We start from the raw sequence: 17,993 nt of genomic DNA on the forward strand, positions 1-17,993 counted from the left end.
TATCAAATAGTTTTATTGACTGGAGTGGTAGTTTGCTGCGTCGGAGGGGAGTTTTCTCTCGTGATAAAGGCGATAAATTCTGGATTGTAGCAATTTTTGTACTTATTAATGTTATTTATTGTCGCTTCCGTTTCTCCTTTTACGTGAGAGAATATTGTTTCCTCCCAACATTTTATTATCTGCTCGTTTATTACCTCAGTGTCGTCGATATTAAGAAATTTAAATCGACTTTTTAGTATTTTCCGTTCATTCTGAGTCCATTCAAATATCGCCTCGAGGCTATATAATTTCATGCTGGCTAAATCATTAATTAATTCTTCATTCTTGGTGGATCCGTTGTTTATATTGTATTCAAATTGAAATCTAAGAAAATCTGCGAATAGTTTTTGCATATGTGATTTTCTTGCTGTTGCAGCTGTTATTGTGAATGTCCTGAGTGCGATCCAGGCGCCGGCGACGGCGAGAAGCAGCGCTATGATCGAGGCCAGCTTGCTCAAGACATCAATTCGGCCCGCGACAGGGTCGGCGGCGATGTTTTTAAAATCGATGGGCAGCATGAGGCAGGCAAGGAATACAATGACTAAAGCGACGATTATCGAACCGATGATTTTCATGGTCGACACCTGTGTTATGCTTTAAAGAAAAATTCTCGCCGGTTTGTGGTAGTTTACTGTCTAAGTTGTGGCGACGCAATTTCGAATCAATGCAGTAACGTGATATATTTTCGTCGCTGTTGATGAGGCTCCCAAACTTGGCAGCAGGACGCGCAAAGCAAGGGAGCAGCCCTACGAATCTTCATTCTCAGCTTCGCGCTTATACTGGCGCCTGCATCTCCCAATGACCGCGTGATCGCGATGCGGCCATGTGGACGGGAGCCGGCGCGATCGTGGGCCGTTCGACGCCTTCGCTGTGCCACCGGTAGTGGAGGCAATCCTAGATCGAGTCGATGTCGCTGCAGACCGAGCCAATGATGCTGGCGCCGGGCGAGGCGGATTCGCGAAGCCCGCTTTGCGCATCCGCGCGAGTTGGCCTTTTGCGCGGGCCGCGCCATAACCCGGCGAAGAGATTGTCGCTGGGAGTGCGCGCCGTGCCGGTCATCGAGAGCAAGGTCGATCTGAATTCGGCCGAGACGCGCGCCAATGCCGAGGCCTGGGCGACCTTGCGCGCCGAACTGGGCGAGCGCCGCACCACGGCGGCGCTGGGCGGCAACGCCAAGTCGCGCGAGCGCCATACCGCCCGCGGCAAGCTCCTCCCCAGAGAGCGTGTGCTGCGCCTGCTCGATCCCGGCTCCGCCTTCCTCGAGATCGGCGCGCTTGCCGCCTTCGGCATGTACGAGGGCGATGTCCATGCCGCCGGGATGATCGCCGGCATCGGCCGCGTCGCCGGGCGCGAGGTCATGGTCGTCTGCAACGACGCCACCATCAAGGGCGGCACCTACTATCCGCTGACGGTGAAGAAGCACCTGCGCGCCCAGGAGATCGCGCGCGAGAACCGGCTGCCCTGCATCTACCTGGTCGATTCCGGCGGCGCCAACCTGCCGCACCAGACCGAGGTCTTCCCCGACCGCGACCACTTTGGCCGCATCTTCTACAACCAGGCGACGCTCTCGGCCGAAGGCATCCCGCAGATCGCCGTCGTGATGGGCTCCTGCACCGCCGGCGGCGCCTATGTCCCGGCCATGTCGGACGAGACCGTGATCGTGCGCAAGCAGGGCACGATCTTCCTGGGCGGCCCGCCGCTGGTGAAGGCCGCGACCGGCGAGGTCGTCTCGGCCGAGGACCTCGGCGGCGCCGACGTCCATGCCCGCCTCTCAGGCGTCGCCGACCATTATGCCGGGGACGACACCCATGCGCTCGCCATCGCGCGCCGCATCGCCGCCAATCTGAACAGCGTCAAGCGGCCCGATCTCGACATCGCCGATCCGGTCGAGCCGGCCTATGACCCGGCCGAACTCGAGGCGGTGGTGCCGACCGACCTGAAGAAGCAATACGACATCCGCGAGGTCATCGCCCGGCTCGTCGACGGCTCCGAGTTCGACGAGTTCAAGCGGCTCTACGGCACCACGCTGGTCACCGGCTTCGCCCGCATCCACGGCATCCCCGTTGGCATCATCGCCAATAACGGCATCCTGTTCTCCGAGAGCGCGCTGAAGGGCGCGCATTTCATCGAGCTCTGCTGCCAGCGCCGGATTCCGCTGCTCTTCCTGCAGAACATCACCGGCTTCATGGTCGGCCGCGACGTCGAGACGCGCGGAATCGCCAAGGACGGCGCCAAGCTGGTGACGGCGGTGGCCTCGGCCCGGGTGCCGAAGATCACCGTGCTGGTCGGCGGCTCGTTCGGCGCCGGCAATTACGGCATGTGCGGCCGGGCCTATTCGCCGCGCTTCTTGTTCGCCTGGCCGAACTCGCGCATCTCGGTGATGGGCGGCGAGCAGGCGGCGAGCGTGCTCGCCACCGTGCGGCGCGACAATATCGAGGCCGACGGCAAGAGCTGGTCGGCGGACGAGGAGGAGGCCTTCAAGGCGCCGATCCGCAACAAGTACGAGGAGGAGGGCTCGCCCTACCACGCCACGGCACGGCTCTGGGACGACGGCATCATCCTGCCCTCCGAGACCCGCCGCGTGCTGGCGCTGGCCTTCTCCGCCACGCTGAACGCCGAGGTGCCGCAGACGAGGTTCGGCGTGTTTAGGATGTGAGCGGGCCGTCTCCGCTGCCGGTCCAAGACGCGGCGCGGGGAACTCTCTCCTGTAAGGAGAGGGCAGGGTGAGGTGTAGGCCAGATATCCAGTGAGGCGATGCGGTTTGCTGCGGTCAGGTCACGGCTACGGCGTCAAGCGGCCGACACCTCACCCCCCCCCTCCTTACAGGAGAGGGGCTCCCGCGCCCCCCCGTCACGCTAGCCAACAGCACCGGCGAAGCGCCACCTCCGCAACACGAAGCCGATTAACCGCTTCGCTAAGACTTTATGAATTGACGTTGCGCCGCCCCGGGGTTGAGCGCAGGACAGCCTTTGCTGCAGGTCACCTACGTCACCTGGCTCCCAAGGACTTCCCTTTATGCTGTTCGCCCGTTCGCTTGCCGCGATGGTTGCCGTCGCGCTGCTCGCCATGCCTGCCGCCGCCAAGAATTTCGCTGTCCCCGACAAGAACCCGGCCATCACCATCACCGTGCCCGACGACTGGAAGTCCGAGGAGATCGCCTATGGCTACTCGGCCCGGCCGAAGGACGAGGCGATCTTCTTCTCCGTCGAGTTCGCCGACGCCCGCAATGTCGAGAAGATGCTCGACAACAACGAGGCCTGGATGAAGGAGAACAAGATCAAGAAGGTCGCGCCGATCAAGGCCGATGCGCCGCTGAACGGCATCCCCGCGACCATCTTCCAGTTCCGCACCAGCGACGAGAACGGCCCGACCGTGGTCGATTTCATCATGATGTCGGCCGGCAACAACCGCATGATCATGCTGACCGTCTGGGGCTCCAACGAGGAGCGCGAGACCCATGCCAAGGCGCTGGACGCGATCTTTGGGAGCATTAAGGCGATTAATTGAGGGGGTGAGGGGGCGCCCGCCGGCTTTTGGGCTGGCGGGTGCCGCGGCTAGGGAAGTATTGGTTTGGAAAGGCGAGAATTAGTCAAACATTCGTCCACGGTGACCATCGGAGCGGCGCCGCAGTACTCGTTTTCTAGCTTCGATGCGACGGTGGTGCTAAGCCTTCAGGGCAGTAGTCACGAATTCAGCAAGCGTTCCCCACAGCATTTTCAGATGCTCCGGCGAAACGTTGAAATTTGATGAGTGCACATACCGATGTAGCGTGTCCATCGAAACCAACGCTTCTCCTTGCTGTAGCTTTTTGATTGCACCGAGGTATTTCTTATCGATCTTGCTGTGAGAAAACATGTCCTCTGCGACTTTCGCGGCCTTGAGAGCTAGCTTATCGTTCTCATGAATGGATGCCAGCTTTGCCTGCGCGATGTAGCTGTCAACGGATAGTTCAAGAAGCACTCGCAATAGTACTGAGATGGCGTTCGGATGTTCGGACAGTTCTAATCGGAATTGCAGCTCTTCCCAAATTTCACGGTGGCGTTGGAGACGTGCAGTCCAGGCAATTCCGTAGTCGACTTGCGGGATTAAATGCGGCCAATGGATAGGCTTTGCGGGACCCGCCTTAGCCGGTTTTGGAGGAACAGGTGCGGACGCAGACGATGTTTTTGGCTTATCGGCGATTGTAGGAAGGATACCTTCTCGATCGAGCTTGTCTATGTATTCGAGTTTGGATTCCGTATCCCAGATATCGTCAAGAGTGATCTTCTGCGTTGCTAGGTCGGTAGCAACGCGACTTAGGGCTTTCAGCACCACTTGCTCATCGCGGGTGAATTCAAGCTTTCCCTTCCTAACAGAAATCCCTAGCCGATTGCGTAGGGCCTCGTTGGAGAGCAGTCGATTCATGTTGGATCGAGGAATTCTTTTGGCTGGCAGCATTTTTGCGGCCAACAGCCGCTTTTCAATTTCGTCAGCGACGTGAACGCCGCTGCTTTTTCCAGTTCGGATGACGAAGTTATTCTTCATCCGATCGTTCCAGTCGCTCTGTCCTACTCCACCTTGGACACCGGTGTGGCGACGAAAAAGGATTTCGTCCACTCGATCGCGATCCGACTCGACGCGACACTCAATCTTGTCCGGGAACTTTCCTTTCCATTGATTTCGTAGATCCAGGAAAAATTTCTGCAACTCCACCGTAGGTGCTCGACGCGGGCTTGCCAGCAGCTTCAAACAAGTGGTGCGTCGATTGCCGTCAGCTACCACAAATTTATCAGCGTGAGGGAATACTAAGGGCGGCTCGAAGACTTCTCCTTTTGCAACGAGATCTTTTGCCAAATTGCGCATATGCAATTCATGCGATGCGAAAAGTTGCGCGACAGCGGCAGTTTCGTTTTCAAGCTCACCATGCCGATCATTTGCTGGATTTACGACCAGCGAAGTCAATGGCAATAAGCGATAAGCCATGTGAGTCGTCCCCCTGGGTCGAGAATAAGTACCTTACCCAGGGTTGTATATGCGGATAGCGGGGCTTGACCGATCTCGGCGCTAAAAGCCTCTATTGGCGTTGAGTGGTGAAATTCGATTTTGGATCAATTTGAGATGTACTTATTCGATTCGAGATCAACCACGAGCGCACCACGTCCGAAGTGAGAACTAGCGGCTGGTTTCTCACCCCAACCCAAACGCCTCATGCACCGCGCTTTGCACGCCGCCGCCCATGATCGGGCCGCCGCCGGCGACGTGGATCGCGTCTCCGACTAGGGCCGCGCCCAGACCGTGGCGGGGCGTCGGCATCGGGGCGTATTGCTCCCAGGAATCGCCCGCCGGGTCATAGGCCTCCATCTGGCCGAAGACGCGGTTGGTGCCTTCGCCGCCCATCACGAAAACCTTGCCGCGATAGAGCACCGCGCCGTGGCCGGAGCGGGCGGTCGGTAGCGGGTTTTTGGGCGTCCATTTGTCGGTCGCCGGGTCATAGGCGTGGTGCAGGTTCGAGTTGGTGTGGAAACTATCGACGCGGCCGCCGAGGACGTGGATCAGGCTGCCGATGACCAGCGTGCCGGTATGGTCGCGGGCCGTGGGCAGCGGGTTGCGGCTCTCCCATTTGTCGGCCTTGGGATCGTAGGTCAGGTGCCAGTCGATCGAGCGCTTGGTGTCGAAGCTGTCGCCAATGGCGCCGCCGATGACATGGAGCTTGCCGCCTAACCCCACCACGGCGGCCGAGCCGACCGGGCGGGGCAGGGGCGCGATCTCGGCCCATCTGTCTCCCGCCGGCTCCCAGGTGAAGCAGCGCGGATGCGGCTTGCGGTTCTGCTCCAGGAAGCCGCCGATGGCGTAGAGCTTTCCGTCGAGGAAGGCGACGCCGACATGGTTGGCGCCCAGCGGCAGCGGGGCTGCGTCGCGCCAGCGGTTTTCGGCCGCGACATAGACATGGTGATAGGGCCGGTCGACGCGCTGCTCGGCATAGCCGCCGACGATGTGCATCTGATCGGCATGGGCCGTCGCCCAGGCCATCTCGGAGCGCGGCATCGGCAGGGCCGGCTTCTCGCTCCAGCGGCCGGGGTTCGCGGCTTTCGGGGCGGGGGAATCGAAGACGTTCTGCGTCGCGGCCAGCGCCGGCTTCGGGATGCGGCCGGGCTCGGTCAGCCGCTCATAGGCGCCGCCATGGTGCTCGTGGCCTTGCTGCTGTGCCAGCGCTGGGGCGGCGGCGAGCGCGGCAGCGCTGGCAGCGAGGAAATGGCGGCGGTCGAGCGTGGTCATGGCGTCTCTCCCCTTGGTTTCGCGCCAGATTATTGTGGCGGCGGATCGTGACAAGCGCTCCATTGGGCGCGGGCCGCCATGGCGCGAAAATCTGTTCCGTATGCAGCATACGCTGCTATGGTCGCGCGCCTTTTTGAGATCACCCAAGAAACGACGAGGACACGCATGCCTGGGCACAACAAGGTCGCCATCATCACCGGAGCCGGCTCGGGCGTCGGCCGCGCCGTCGCGATCGCCTTCCTGAAGGATGGCTACCGCACCGTCCTCGCCGGCCGCCGCGGCGACGCCCTGGAGGAGACGATCAAGCTCTCCGGCGCGCCTGCCGAGCAGGCCTTCGCCGTGCCGACCGACGTGACCAACCACGCCTCGGTCAAGTCGCTCTTCGCCTCGACCAAGGAGAAGTTCGGCCGGCTCGACGTGCTGTTCAACAATGCCGGCGTCAATGCGCCGGGCGTGATGCTGGAAGACCTCTCGCTCGAGCAGTGGCAGGCGGTGGTCGACACCAACCTGACCGGGCCGTTCCTGTGCACGCAGGAGGCCTTCAAGCTGATGAAGGACCAGAGCCCGCGCGGCGGCCGCATCATCAATAACGGCTCGATCTCGGCCCATGCGCCGCGGCCGAACTCGGTCGCCTATACCGCGACCAAGCACGCCATCACCGGCCTGACCAAGACCGCCTCGCTCGACGGGCGGAAGTACGACATCGCCGTCGGCCAGGTCGATATCGGCAACGCGCTGACCGAGATGGCGCAGCGCATGACGCAAGGCGTTCCGCAGGCGGATGGCGAGATCAAGGTCGAGCAGGTCATGGACGTGAACCATGTCGCGACCTCGGTGCTGCACATGGCGAGCCTGCCGATCGAGGCCAACGTGCTGTTCCTGACGGTGATGGCGAGCAAGATGCCGTTCGTGGGAAGAGGGTGATCTGAACGGGACGACTGGCCGCCGCCGTCATGGTCGCCCTTGTGGCGACCACCCACGTCTTCGCCCATCGCGGGCGGCGTTCAAGACGTGGATGCTCGGGACAAGCCCGAGCATGACGGGAGGGTGTTATCCCGGCCATGACGTCTTGCGCCTGCGGCGCTTTGCGTGACAGTGGACGCTTCCTGCCGGGAGCGTCCCTTTTTGTCTGTGCTCGATACGCCTCAACAGGGTGAAGACGTGGATGGTCGGGACAAGCCCGACCATGACGGCGTTGTGGGCGAGCCTGGCCATGCCGCCTTCGTCGATGTTGCCGTGGCGCGGGCCTACCGGCTGACGATCTGGGGCATTGCGCTCGGCATCTTCGTCTTCGCCGGCAATGTCGTGCTCTGGGCGCTCGCCGTCGGCAACAACCAGCTCTTCAAGGACGGCGTCGACTGGGTCTACGACGTCGCGCTCTATGGCATCGCCGCTTTGGTCTTCGGCCGCGACGAGCGGGCCGAGCGCTGGGCCGCGCTGGCGATCGGCGGCGTCATGGCGGTGGCGGGCTTCCACACGCTTTACGACCTCTGGGACAAGATCATGCGGCCGCGGCCGATCGAGCTCTGGGCGCTGGAGTTCTCGGCGGCGAGCGCCATCGTCATCGCCGTCCTGATCGTCGGGCTGCTCTGGCGCTTCCGGCGCGAGGACAATCCGGTCATCAAGGCGACCTGGCTGTCGAGCCGCAACGACGTGATCTCGACCACCGGCTTCGCGCTGGTGGGGCTGGTGGCGCGGGTGCTGCCGGTGCGCTGGCCGGAGTACTTCTTCGATGTCGTCGTTGCCTGCATCTGCTTCCAGGCGACCTGGGCGATCTGGAAAGCCGCGCGGCCGGATGTGCACAACAAGGCGGCGACAGATGCGGCGGGCGGGCTATAAAGGCGGCACCCGTTCGAGGATGCGCTTCATGTCGATCGCCAAGAAACTGCCCTCCATCCTGATCGCCAATCGCGGCGAGATCGCCTGCCGGGTGATCCGCACGGCGAAGCGGCTCGGCCTGCGCACCATCGCGGTCTACTCGGAGGCGGATGCCGAGGCGCTGTTCGTTGAGATGGCCGACGAGGCCTATCTGATCGGCCCCGCCCCGGCGCGGGAGAGCTATCTCGACGCCGATAAGATTTTGGCCGTGGCGAAGCAATCGGGTGCAGCCTGCATCCATCCGGGCTACGGCTTCCTCTCCGAGAATGCCGGGTTCGCCGATGCTTGCGCGGCGGCCGGCATCGTCTTCGTCGGCCCGCCGGCCTCGGCCATCCGGGCGATGGGCCTGAAGGATGCGGCCAAGGCGCTGGTCGAGAAGGCCAGGGTGCCGGTCGTACCAGGCTATCACGGCGCCGAGCAGGATGTGACGTTCCTTGCCAGGGAGGCCGAGCGCATCGGCTACCCCGTGCTGATCAAGGCGGTCGCCGGCGGCGGCGGCAAGGGCATGAAGAAGGTCGATCGCCCCGAGGATTTTGCTGACGCTTTGTCGAGCGCCCAGCGCGAGGGCAAGAGCGCCTTTGGCGACGCGCGCGTGCTGGTCGAGAAATACGTGCTCTCGCCGCGCCATGTCGAAATCCAGGTTTTTGGCGACAGCCATGGCAATGTCGTCCATCTCTATGAGCGCGACTGCTCACTGCAGCGCCGCCACCAGAAGGTGATCGAGGAGGCGCCGGCGCCGGGCATGACGGCGGAGGTCCGCGCCGCGATGGGCAAGGCCGCGACCGAGGCGGCGAAGGCTGTCGGCTATGTCGGGGCGGGGACGGTCGAGTTCATCGCCGACGGGCGCGAGGGGCTGCGCGCCGACCGCTTCTACTTCATGGAGATGAACACGCGGCTCCAGGTCGAGCACCCGGTGACCGAGGCGATCACCGGGCTCGATCTGGTCGAGCTCCAGCTCAAGGTCGCGGCCGGCGAGCCGCTCGGCTTCACGCAGGCCGACGTCACGGCGACCGGCCATGCCGTCGAGGCGCGGCTTTATGCCGAGGACCCGGAAAAGGGCTTCCTGCCCTCGACCGGCAAGCTCTGGGCGCTGCAATTTCCGGCAGGCGAGGGCATCCGCGTCGATACCGGCGTCGAGGCCGGCGATACGGTGACGCCGTATTACGATCCGATGATCGCCAAGATCATCGCCCATGGCGCGACGCGTAATGAGGCGCTCGACCGGCTGGCGCAGGCGCTTGGCGAGACGGTGGTGGCCGGGCCGCGCAGCAATCTCGCCTTCCTCAAGAAGCTGGCCGAGGCCGAGGGTTTTCGCACCGGCCCGTTCGATACCGGCTTCATCGAGCGCAATCTCGCGGCGCTCGGGGCCGTGCCGCAGCCGCTCGATGCAGCGGCGGTCGCGGCCGCGGCGCTGCAGCTTGAGGAGGATCGGCAGGAGATCGGCGTGATCGCGGCGGCCGAGCGCGTCGATGGCGAGAGCCGATCGCCCTGGCTCGTCGCCGATGCCTTCTCGTTGTTGCCGCGCCTGCCGCTCGGATTGCCGCTGCTGGTCGATGGCGAGAAGGTCGAGGCGCGGATCGAGTGGCATGAGGAGGGCGCGCGCGTCAGCCTGCCGGGCCATGAGATCGACGAGGGCGAGCACGAGATTTCGCTGGTGCAGGCCGAGGCTGGCACCTGGCTGGCGCTGCATCGCGGCAGGCAGACGGCCGTCTCGCTCTACGATCCCTTCGCGGTCGATCTCGATGCGGCCGGTGGTTCGGGCGGCGTGGTCAAGGCGCCGATGCATGGCAAGCTGATCGCGCTCTTCGTCCAGCCCGGCGAGCTCGTCACCAAGGGCCAGCGCCTCGCCATCGTCGAGGCGATGAAGATGGAGCACGTGCTGACCGCGCCGCGCGACGGCACGGTGAGCGAGGTCGTCGGCACGCCGGGCGGGCAGGTCGCCGAGGGCGCGAAGGTGGTGGTGCTGGGGGAGTAGGCTTTGCCTCACCCGTCCTGGGCGGGCTTGTCCCGACCATCCACGTCTTCGTCGATGAAGCGTGCGCAGCAAGACGTGGATGCTCGGCACAAGGCCGAGCATGACGGCTAGAGGTTGTCCAACGCCCTTATCGCCCGTTCCGCAATCGCGAGATTGATCCCCGCCAGCGGGTCGTCGTCACCGAGGAACCAGCTCGCCGAGAGTCCGCACCAGGCGAGGATCCAGTTCAGCAAGCGGCGTCGCTCCAGGCCGGACTTTTCCAGCACGATCTCCAGCCGCCGCTCGAAGCGGCCGGGGACGATAGCGACCGGCGGCTTCGGGTCGGCGAGGTCGGGGTCGCAGAACAGGATCGTGTATTCGAAGGCGCGGTCGCCGATCACGCATTTCGGGTCGATCGCGAGCCAGCCGCGCTCCTCGAAATCGAGTACGTTGTCATGGTGCAGGTCGGCGTGGAGCGGCACGATCTCCCGCTGCGCCGACAGCAGTTCGGACGCCGCGGCGGCCGAGCGCGCCAGGAGGCCGCCCTGCTTCGCCGCCATCGGGAAGAGCTCCCTGAACCAGGTGTCGAGCGGGATGAGGCCGGCGGGCACTGGCCCTCGCGGCTTCTGCAGGCCGGCGATGGCGTCGCACAGGATCGCCGTCGCCTCGTCGTCGGCGCCGTTGCGCGCCATGTCGGAGAGCGAGCGCCTGCCCATGGCGCGCTCGATCAGCATGGCCTCGCCGCTCTCGGTGCGCGCGAGCAGGCGCGCGGCACCGTCACCGTTCCAGTATTCGAGCGGCAGGTAGCCGCGGCGCTCATCCTCCACGCCGGCCAGTTTCAGCATCGCCGGCGTCTCGCCGTGCAGGACCGGCAGGAGGCGGCTGCTATGGGTGACGATCGGCTCGCCATCGGGCACGAGGCCCCAGCGCGAGAGATGGGGCTCGAACCCGCTTTCGATCTCGGCAGTGCTCAAGACATCTGCGCGCGGCTGCGGCCGATCAGCGGGAATTGCTCGGCCTCGTAGATCTGGCCAGTGACCGGGGCGCTGTCCTCGGAAAGCCAGAAGGCGGTGTGGGCGGCGATCTCCTCGGGCTGCATCAGCCGGCCGGTCGGCGCGAAAATGGGTGAGACCTCCTTCTCCCAGCCGGGCTTGCGGCCCTCGCGCTGCTGCGTCGCGTCCTCGTTGGCGGTGAAGGTCCAGCCGACATTGAGGCAATTGACGCGGATGCGCTCGGTGCCGAGCGCGTCGGCGAGGTTGCGGGTCATCGTGGTCAGCGCGCCCTTCGACATCGAGTAGACGGTGAGGTCGGCCTGGCCGCAGAGCGCGTTGATCGAGCCGACGCTGACGATGGCGCCGCCTGACTTCTGCAGGCGGAAGGCCTGGATCGCGGCTTCCGCGCAAAGCAGCGGGGCGCGGGTGTTGATCGCGAAGACATGGTCGAAGAAGGCGGCCGTCGTGGTGCCGATCGCGCCGCGCGGATAGATGCCGGCATTGTTGACGAGGCCGTCGATGCGGCCGAAGGCTTTTACGGTCGCGTCGACCAGCGCGTGCGCGGTCGCGGGCTCGATGAGGTCACCGGTGGCGCCGACCGTCGCCGCGCCGAGCTTGGCGACGGCGGCGTCGACCTCGGCCTGGTCTCGGCCATGCACCAGCACCTTGGCGCCCTCCGCGACCAGCCGCTCGGCCATCGCATAGCCGATGCCGATCGAGCTGCCGGTGACGAGAATGGCCTTGCCTGCAAGTCCGCGCATCGATGTTCCTCCGTATCCCTGGTTGCCTTACTAGCCTGCGGACCTTCCGCCGTCATGCTCGCCCTTGTGGCGAGCATCCACGCCTTGCGCGGCGGATGACGGGGAAGACGTGGATGGCCGGGACAAGCCCGGCCATGACGGAAAGGGCCACAGCACGCGCGGGATGGCAGCCCTGCATCCCTGAACTGCACCCCTGCATCTGTGGAGAAACACCGCGGGTGCTGGCCCTATTCGCTCCGCCGCACTAGATTGCCGCCATGCCGTTGCATCTGCTCAAACTCTGCGTCGGGGCCGAGTCGATCCGCGATCTGGAAGAGTGGATCGAGGAGAACATGCTGCTCAAGCGCCGGCTCGGCCGGCCGGAGGAGCAGACCCATACGACGCGCATGGTGCCCAAGCGCATCGACGAACTGGTCGATGGCGGCTCGCTCTATTGGGTGATCAAGGGCCAGGTCTCGGCCCGCCAGTGCCTGACCGAAGTCCGGCCCTTCACCGATAATGACGGCATCGGCCGCTGCCATCTCGTGCTTGATCCGGTCGTCGTGCCGGTCGAGCCGCGTCCGAACCGGCCGTTCCAGGGCTGGCGCTACCTCACCGCCAAGGACGCGCCGCGCGATATCGGGCGCGACAGCGGCGATCTCGGCGAGATGCCGGAGGAGATGCGGCGGGAGCTGGCGGGGCTGGGGTTGCTGTAGGGCTTCCTGTCGAAGGGCGGGCCTGCTTACAACCCGTTGCGGACCTTTGGCCGGAGGACTGCGTCATCGCTTGACCGATTCTCGCGCACCAGCATAGGATCGCCTCGTTGCTGTAGGGCGCATCGGCCGACAAGCCGGAGGGGCATTGCCCGCCTACGACACCTCAACCGTAGTGCGCCCATGTCCAATATCGAGAACCTTCGAAAGCAAGCCAAGCTTTACCTGCGCTGGCATCGTGAGGGGTATTTCCCGGTCGCGGCCCAGATCAGGTCGCTCCTGGCTCGCTATGGCGGCCTCACCGACAGGCAGGTTCTGGCGGCGCCGTTCAAGCTCAGCGATGCTCAGGAGCTCGTCGCCAGGAAATCGGGGTTTGAGAGTTGGCCGGCGCTGATCAAAGGACTGCAATCCATGTCAGCACTAGCAACATCCTCCTTGGCCACCTCTGTCATCGTTGCCGCCGAGCCGCAGCTCTTCGTTTCGGATCTGGAGGCCGCCCGCGCCTTCTACGAAGGCAAGCTCGGCTTCCAGCTTGCGTTTTCCTATGGGGAGCCGGCATTCTACGCTCAGATGGTTCGCGATGGAGCGCGGTTGAACCTGCGCCGCGTCCAAGGACCGGTCTTCGACGCAAGCTTTCGAGCCAGGGAGCCCGACGCATTGTCGGCGACCCTCACCCTGGATGACGCGAAGCCGCTGTTCCTGGAGCTCCAGGCGGCAGGGGTAACGTTTCACCAGACCCTGCGAACCGAACCCTGGGGCGCCCGCACCTTTATAGTACAGGACCCGGACGGGAACCTGATCCTGTTCGCAGGCCGTACCGGCTAGCTCAATCAACGTGAAAGGGAGCCGACGTTTGCTGAACAGCGAACGTCGGCTTTCCACCCTAAGCGGACCGCGCCTCACACCGCGATATTGTCGATCAACCTCGTCCCACCCAATCGCGCGGCGAGCAGCAGCCGGATCGGCCCATCGGCCAGCGAGGTCACCGGCGCCAGCGATTCCGCGTGGCGCGCCTCCAGGTAGTCCAGCTCGAAACCGGCGCTGACGATCTCGCTCTGCGCCTCGCTCACGGCGCGGAACAGGTCGTCGCGGTTGCGGATGCGCGTGGCGAGCGCCTGCATCGCCCGGTGCAGCACCGGTGCCCGCTCCCGCTCCTCAATCGAGAGGTAGCGGTTGCGCGAGGACATGGCGAGGCCGTCGGCTTCGCGGATCGTCGCCAGCGGCACAATCTCGATGCCGAGGTCGAGGTCATCAGCCATGCGGGTGACGACCTTGAGCTGCTGGTAGTCCTTCTCGCCGAAGACGGCGTAGTCGGCGCGGCTCTGGGTGAAGAGCTTGCAGCAAACCGTTGCCACGCCTTCGAAATGCGTCGGCCGGAAGCGATCCTCCAGCCCGGCTGCGGCAGGACCGAGCAGCAGGACGCGGGTGGCGTAGCCGGGCGGGTACATCGCCTCGACCGGCGGGAAGAAGATCGCATCGGTGCCGGCCTCTTCCAGCATGGCGCGGTCGGTGTCGAAGGTGCGCGGGTACTTCTTGAAGTCCTCGTGCGGGGCGAATTGCGTCGGGTTGACGAAGATCGAGACGACCGTGCGCCGCGCGTGCTTCTGGCCTTCCTTGACCAGCGCGATATGGCCGGAATGCAGCGCGCCCATGGTCGGCACCAGCGCGACCTTCTCGCCGGCCGCATGCCAACCCGCGACGGCGGCCCGCAGGCTCGCCACCGTCTCCACCACAGCGATTTCAGTCATTCGGCGTTTCCCCTAGAGCTTGATGCCGAAAAGTGGGAACCGGTTTTCGGCAGCATGCTCCAATTTATTGATGAGAGGCGGATTCAGGCTTCAAGGTCGTGGACGGGTAGCAAATGCCTGGGCGATCGCCAATATCAGTCTGGGATTCGGATGATGCATCCGAACTGCGGGAGCCCGATGACGCGAGAGACCAACAAGGCCGTTGGCAAGGGATCGGCGGTTGGCAAGGCCGCTGAGAGCCTGCCGCAGGCGGGTAGCTCGGCGCCGGGCGAGATCGACCGCTTCCTCGGTGCGGCCAGGCAGCTTGCGCCGCTGGCGACCGGGCAGGCGGGGCGGCTCGTCTTCGCGCTCGACGCCACGATGAGCCGGCAGCCGACCTGGGACCTTGCCTGCTCGCTGCAGGCGCGCATGTTCGAGGTCGCGGCCCAGAGCGGCGGGCTCGCGGTGCAGCTGGTCTATTTCCGCGGCTTCGCCGAGTGCCGCTCGTCCGGCTGGGTCGGCGAGCCGCAGCGGCTGACCGGGCTGATGACGCGCATCGCCTGCGAGGGCGGCCAGACCCAGATCGCGCGCGTGCTCAGGCATGTCCGCGACGAGGCGAGGGCCGTGCCGATCCGCGCCTTCGTCTTCGTCGGCGATGCGATGGAGGAGGATGTCGATGCGCTGGCGGCGCTGGCCGGCGAGCTCGGCCTGCGCGGCATTCGCGGCTTCCTGTTCCAGGAGGGGCACGAGCCGGCGGCGAGCGCCGCCTTCGCCACGATGGCGCGGCTGACGGGCGGGGCGCATGCGCGCTTCGACGTCAACGCGCCGAACTCGCTGCTCGACCTGCTGCGCGGTGCAGCCGCCTATGCTGCCGGCGGCCGCGAGGCGATGCTCAAGCTGGCCGGGGCCAGCCCGGCGGTGAAGGGCCTGCTGACCGCCATGGAGGGAGGGCGCCGGTGACGCTGCTCTACGGGCTCGCCACGCTCATCCTGCTCTGGTGGCTCTCGAAATTCTTCGTCGGGGCCAATCCGCAGGTCATGGCGAAGGCGCTGAAGACGATCGGCGGCGTCGTCTCGCTCGGCGTCGCCGGGCTGCTGATGCTGCGCGGGCGGCTCGACATGGCGATCTTCGTCGGCGGGCTCGGCGCCTGGCTGCTCGGCTGGAGCGCCTATGGGCCGGGCGGCATCCGCTTTCCCTGGGGCGGGGACAAGGAGACGCCGGGCGCGCGCTCGAAGGTCTCCTCTGTGCTGCTCGACATGGAGCTCGACCATGACAGCGGCGGCATGACCGGCCGGGTCAAGGCAGGCAGCTTCGCGGGGCGGGGGCTCGACGATCTCGGCCTGCCGGAGATCGGCAGGCTGATGGGCGAGTGCCTGGCGCAGGACCCGGACGGGGCGCGGCTGCTAGAGGCTTATCTCGACCGCCGGACGCCCGGCTGGCGTGAACACGCTGATCGTGACCGCGACGCGGGGCAGGGCCGCGCGCCGGGCGCGGGCGCGATGTCGCAACAGGAGGCCTACGAGATCCTGGGGCTTCAGCCGGGGGCGAACCAGGAGGCGGTCCGCGAGGCGCATCGCGCCCTGATGAAGCGGATCCATCCCGATGCCGGCGGCACCAGCGGACTTGCCGCCCGCGTCAACCAAGCCAAGGATACTCTGTTGAAGCAGTGATTTCGGCTGGAACAGGCTGTCGGACTGAAGCGTCATGGCTGGAACCTTTCCCGTCCGGTCAGCCGCGGGTGGCGAAGCAGGCGAAGCCGTCGCGCTTGAGCTTGGCGCAGGCGTTCTGGGCGTCCTTCGGATCCTCGAAGCCGGTGAAGCGGGCGCGGAACAGGGTGGCGCCGCCCTTCTCGACCTTCTCGGTGAAGGCCGAGGCGTCGGCGAGCTGGCTGGAGGCCTTGGCGCGAGCCCGGCTCAGGATGTCCTTGGCCTTGGCCTCGTCGTCGGTGGCGCCGAGCTGGATGATCCACTTGCCGGCGGTCGCGACGACCGGTTCCGGCTTGGCATGGACGATGGCGGGGGCGGCCACCGGGTGGCGCAGCTCGATCTTGGCCTCCTGCTTCGGCTCGGCCTTCGCCGTTTCGAGCCTGGCCTGCTCGATCTTGGCGACGACCTTGCCCTCCGGCATCCGGGCGATCGCCGTCTCTTCAGGCTCCGCGACCTTGGCGATCGAGGAGGTGATGTCGACATTCGCCGGCGGGCGCAGGACCTTGGCATCGGACGGTTGGGCGCCGACCGACCAGCGCATGGCGGAGGGCGTCGTCGTCGCGGTGACCGGGCGCACGCCGGAGAGCTGGATCGGCTGGGCGTTGACGCTGAGCGGGCGCGGCGGCGCGATCGGCGTGGTGGTCGGGGCATAGGCGCGGGCGGCTGCGGGCAAGGCCGGCTGCTCACGCTCGATCTGCGGGCGTGGGGCCGGCAGCGGCGCGGGCTCGCTCACGGCGGCGATCTGCTGGCGCGGGCGCTCTTGGCGTTCCTGGCGCTCCGTACGGTCCTGACGCTCTTCGGCGGCTTCCGCGACCATCGGGGCGGTGCGGCCGCCGGCCGAGGCGCGCGGCAGGTTCTCGGCGACGAGGTCGGCCATGATGTTGTCGCGCGAGGCGCCGGAGCGGCCGCCGAGCACGACGGAGACGATCTGGCGGCCTTCCGACCTGGCCGACGTCAGCAGGTTGAAGCCCGAGGCGCGGGTGTAGCCGGTCTTGATGCCGTCGACGCCCTCGACGCGGCCGAGCAGGCGGTTATGTCCGCGGATCGTGCGCTCGCCATACTGGAACGAGCGGGTCTGGAAATAGGCGAAGTATTTCGGGAAGCGCTCCTGGATCGCGCGGCCGAGCGTGACGAGGTCGCGCGCCGTCGTCAGGTTCGGCGGCGAATGCGGCAGGCCGTGCGGGTTGTAGAAGCGCGACGAGCTCATGCCGAGCGAGCGGGCCTTGCGCGTCATCATCTCGGCGAAGGCATCCTCGGAACCGGCGATGTTCTCGGCGACCACGACGGAGACGTCGTTGGCCGAGAGCGTGACCATGCTCTTGATCGCGTCCTCGACCTCGATGGTCGAGCCGGCGCGCAAACCGAGCTTCGTCGGCGGCTGGGAAGCCGCGTAGGCCGAGACCTTCAGCTCGGAATCGAGGTTGAAGCGGCCGCGCTCGATCTGCTCGAACAGCAGGTAGAGCGTCATGACCTTGGTCAGGGAGGCGGGGATGCGCGGCGCATCCTCGTTGACCGCGTGCAGGGTGCGCCCGCTCTTCACGTCGACGAGCATCGCCGCGTAGGGCGGGGTATAGCCGCCACTGACATGGCGCCGCTTCTTGCGGGCCTCAGCGGGTGAAGCCGCAATGCTCAGCGCGAGCACGACAACACCGATCAGTCCGACGACCGCGCGAAGACGCACGCGTCGGGAACCAACGCTACCAAAACTCATGCAAAAACCCGCCTCAACCCAACTCTTGTCCCCGGTCGCTTGCCCGTGGCTTGCCAGTGCTGGCGAGCGTTGCGCGAACGACACAGTGAGGGAGGTTAGGAGGACTGAGTTACGGAGCCGTTAAAAGGCTAATGGTTGCGATCGGAACGATCTGCGTTTGATGCATTGCAGCGCTCTCTTGACATTCATGTTGCGGTGCACAATATGGCGGAAGTGCCCCGGTGATGACGTCTTCATCTGACCTTGGGCCGTGAACCTGGGCCCGAAGGGCCCTTCCA

The 17,993-nt window shown here is 65.1% G+C and carries 16 protein-coding genes; 9 read left to right on the plus strand and 7 right to left on the minus strand.

From position 1 onward, the window contains the following. Positions 1-2: 2 nt before the first annotated feature. Positions 3-614: a hypothetical protein gene (locus DWF00_RS29055; RefSeq protein WP_147283638.1), complete on the minus strand. Its 612-nt coding sequence runs from the start codon at positions 612-614 to the stop codon at positions 3-5. 473 nt (positions 615-1,087) lie between these two features. On the opposite strand from DWF00_RS29055, the gene DWF00_RS11550 reads away from it, so the two are divergent. Next, positions 1,088-2,695 (plus strand): carboxyl transferase domain-containing protein, encoded by a 1,608-nt coding sequence (locus DWF00_RS11550; RefSeq protein WP_114828023.1) that lies wholly within the window; start codon positions 1,088-1,090, stop codon positions 2,693-2,695. Positions 2,696-3,054: 359 nt separating this feature from the next. After that, positions 3,055-3,546: a hypothetical protein gene (locus DWF00_RS11555; RefSeq protein ID WP_114827699.1), complete on the plus strand. Its 492-nt coding sequence runs from the start codon at positions 3,055-3,057 to the stop codon at positions 3,544-3,546. Between the two features lie 156 nt (positions 3,547-3,702). Here the strand turns inward: DWF00_RS11555 and DWF00_RS11560 are convergent, their stop codons facing one another. Both DWF00_RS11560 and DWF00_RS11565 read right to left on the minus strand, forming a co-directional pair. Beyond that, entirely contained in the window at positions 3,703-5,001 is a 1,299-nt protein-coding gene (locus tag DWF00_RS11560; protein WP_114827700.1) for a hypothetical protein, read from the minus strand. A 204-nt stretch (positions 5,002-5,205) separates the two neighbouring features. Next, positions 5,206-6,294 carry a Kelch repeat-containing protein gene (locus tag DWF00_RS11565; RefSeq protein ID WP_114827701.1) on the minus strand — a complete coding sequence of 363 codons (1,089 nt, stop codon included), beginning with the start codon at positions 6,292-6,294 and terminating at the stop codon, positions 5,206-5,208. Between the two features lie 165 nt (positions 6,295-6,459). On the opposite strand from DWF00_RS11565, the gene DWF00_RS11570 reads away from it, so the two are divergent. The 3 genes from DWF00_RS11570 to DWF00_RS11580 all read left to right on the plus strand — a co-directional run bounded on the left by DWF00_RS11570 (position 6,460) and on the right by DWF00_RS11580 (position 10,147). Then, complete coding sequence (locus tag DWF00_RS11570; RefSeq protein WP_114827702.1) at positions 6,460-7,218, plus strand: SDR family oxidoreductase; 759 nt, start codon at positions 6,460-6,462, stop codon at positions 7,216-7,218. A 237-nt stretch (positions 7,219-7,455) separates the two neighbouring features. Then, positions 7,456-8,133, plus strand: a complete 678-nt coding sequence (locus DWF00_RS11575; protein ID WP_147283639.1) for a cation efflux transmembrane domain-containing protein — start codon at positions 7,456-7,458, stop codon at positions 8,131-8,133. A 28-nt stretch (positions 8,134-8,161) separates the two neighbouring features. Next, positions 8,162-10,147: an acetyl/propionyl/methylcrotonyl-CoA carboxylase subunit alpha gene (locus tag DWF00_RS11580; protein WP_114827704.1), complete on the plus strand. Its 1,986-nt coding sequence runs from the start codon at positions 8,162-8,164 to the stop codon at positions 10,145-10,147. A gap of 107 nt (positions 10,148-10,254) precedes the next feature. Here the strand turns inward: DWF00_RS11580 and DWF00_RS11585 are convergent, their stop codons facing one another. Then, positions 10,255-11,085 (minus strand): aminoglycoside phosphotransferase family protein, encoded by an 831-nt coding sequence (locus DWF00_RS11585; protein ID WP_114828024.1) that lies wholly within the window; start codon positions 11,083-11,085, stop codon positions 10,255-10,257. An 11-nt stretch (positions 11,086-11,096) separates the two neighbouring features. Continuing rightward, complete coding sequence (locus DWF00_RS11590) at positions 11,097-11,879, minus strand: SDR family NAD(P)-dependent oxidoreductase (protein WP_114827705.1); 783 nt, start codon at positions 11,877-11,879, stop codon at positions 11,097-11,099. 257 nt (positions 11,880-12,136) lie between these two features. Between DWF00_RS11590 and DWF00_RS11595 the strand changes: the two genes are divergently transcribed. Both DWF00_RS11595 and DWF00_RS11600 read left to right on the plus strand, forming a co-directional pair. Continuing rightward, positions 12,137-12,574 carry a DUF1489 family protein gene (locus DWF00_RS11595; RefSeq protein ID WP_114827706.1) on the plus strand — a complete coding sequence of 146 codons (438 nt, stop codon included), beginning with the start codon at positions 12,137-12,139 and terminating at the stop codon, positions 12,572-12,574. Positions 12,575-12,754: 180 nt separating this feature from the next. Continuing rightward, entirely contained in the window at positions 12,755-13,396 is a 642-nt protein-coding gene (locus DWF00_RS11600) for a bleomycin resistance protein (protein ID WP_114827707.1), read from the plus strand. A 74-nt stretch (positions 13,397-13,470) separates the two neighbouring features. Here DWF00_RS11600 and panC read toward each other — a convergent pair whose 3' ends face one another. Beyond that, positions 13,471-14,319, minus strand: coding sequence for a pantoate--beta-alanine ligase (panC, locus tag DWF00_RS11605; RefSeq protein WP_114827708.1), 849 nt, complete (start codon positions 14,317-14,319; stop codon positions 13,471-13,473). 177 nt (positions 14,320-14,496) lie between these two features. Between panC and DWF00_RS11610 the strand changes: the two genes are divergently transcribed. After that, positions 14,497-15,258 carry a VWA domain-containing protein gene (locus DWF00_RS11610; protein ID WP_114827709.1) on the plus strand — a complete coding sequence of 254 codons (762 nt, stop codon included), beginning with the start codon at positions 14,497-14,499 and terminating at the stop codon, positions 15,256-15,258. Then, positions 15,255-15,968: a DnaJ domain-containing protein gene (locus tag DWF00_RS11615; RefSeq protein WP_114827710.1), complete on the plus strand. Its 714-nt coding sequence runs from the start codon at positions 15,255-15,257 to the stop codon at positions 15,966-15,968. The genes DWF00_RS11610 and DWF00_RS11615 overlap by 4 nt, the downstream gene beginning before the upstream one ends. Positions 15,969-16,026: 58 nt before the next feature. Here the strand turns inward: DWF00_RS11615 and DWF00_RS11620 are convergent, their stop codons facing one another. Beyond that, on the minus strand, positions 16,027-17,685 hold the full coding sequence (locus DWF00_RS11620; RefSeq protein WP_245973835.1) for an SPOR domain-containing protein: 1,659 nt from the start codon (positions 17,683-17,685) through the stop codon (positions 16,027-16,029). Between the last annotated feature and the right edge of the window lie 308 nt (positions 17,686-17,993).

The organism is Allobosea caraganae (assembly GCF_003351345.1).
Classification (GTDB): Bacteria; Pseudomonadota; Alphaproteobacteria; order Rhizobiales; family Beijerinckiaceae; genus Allobosea; species Allobosea caraganae.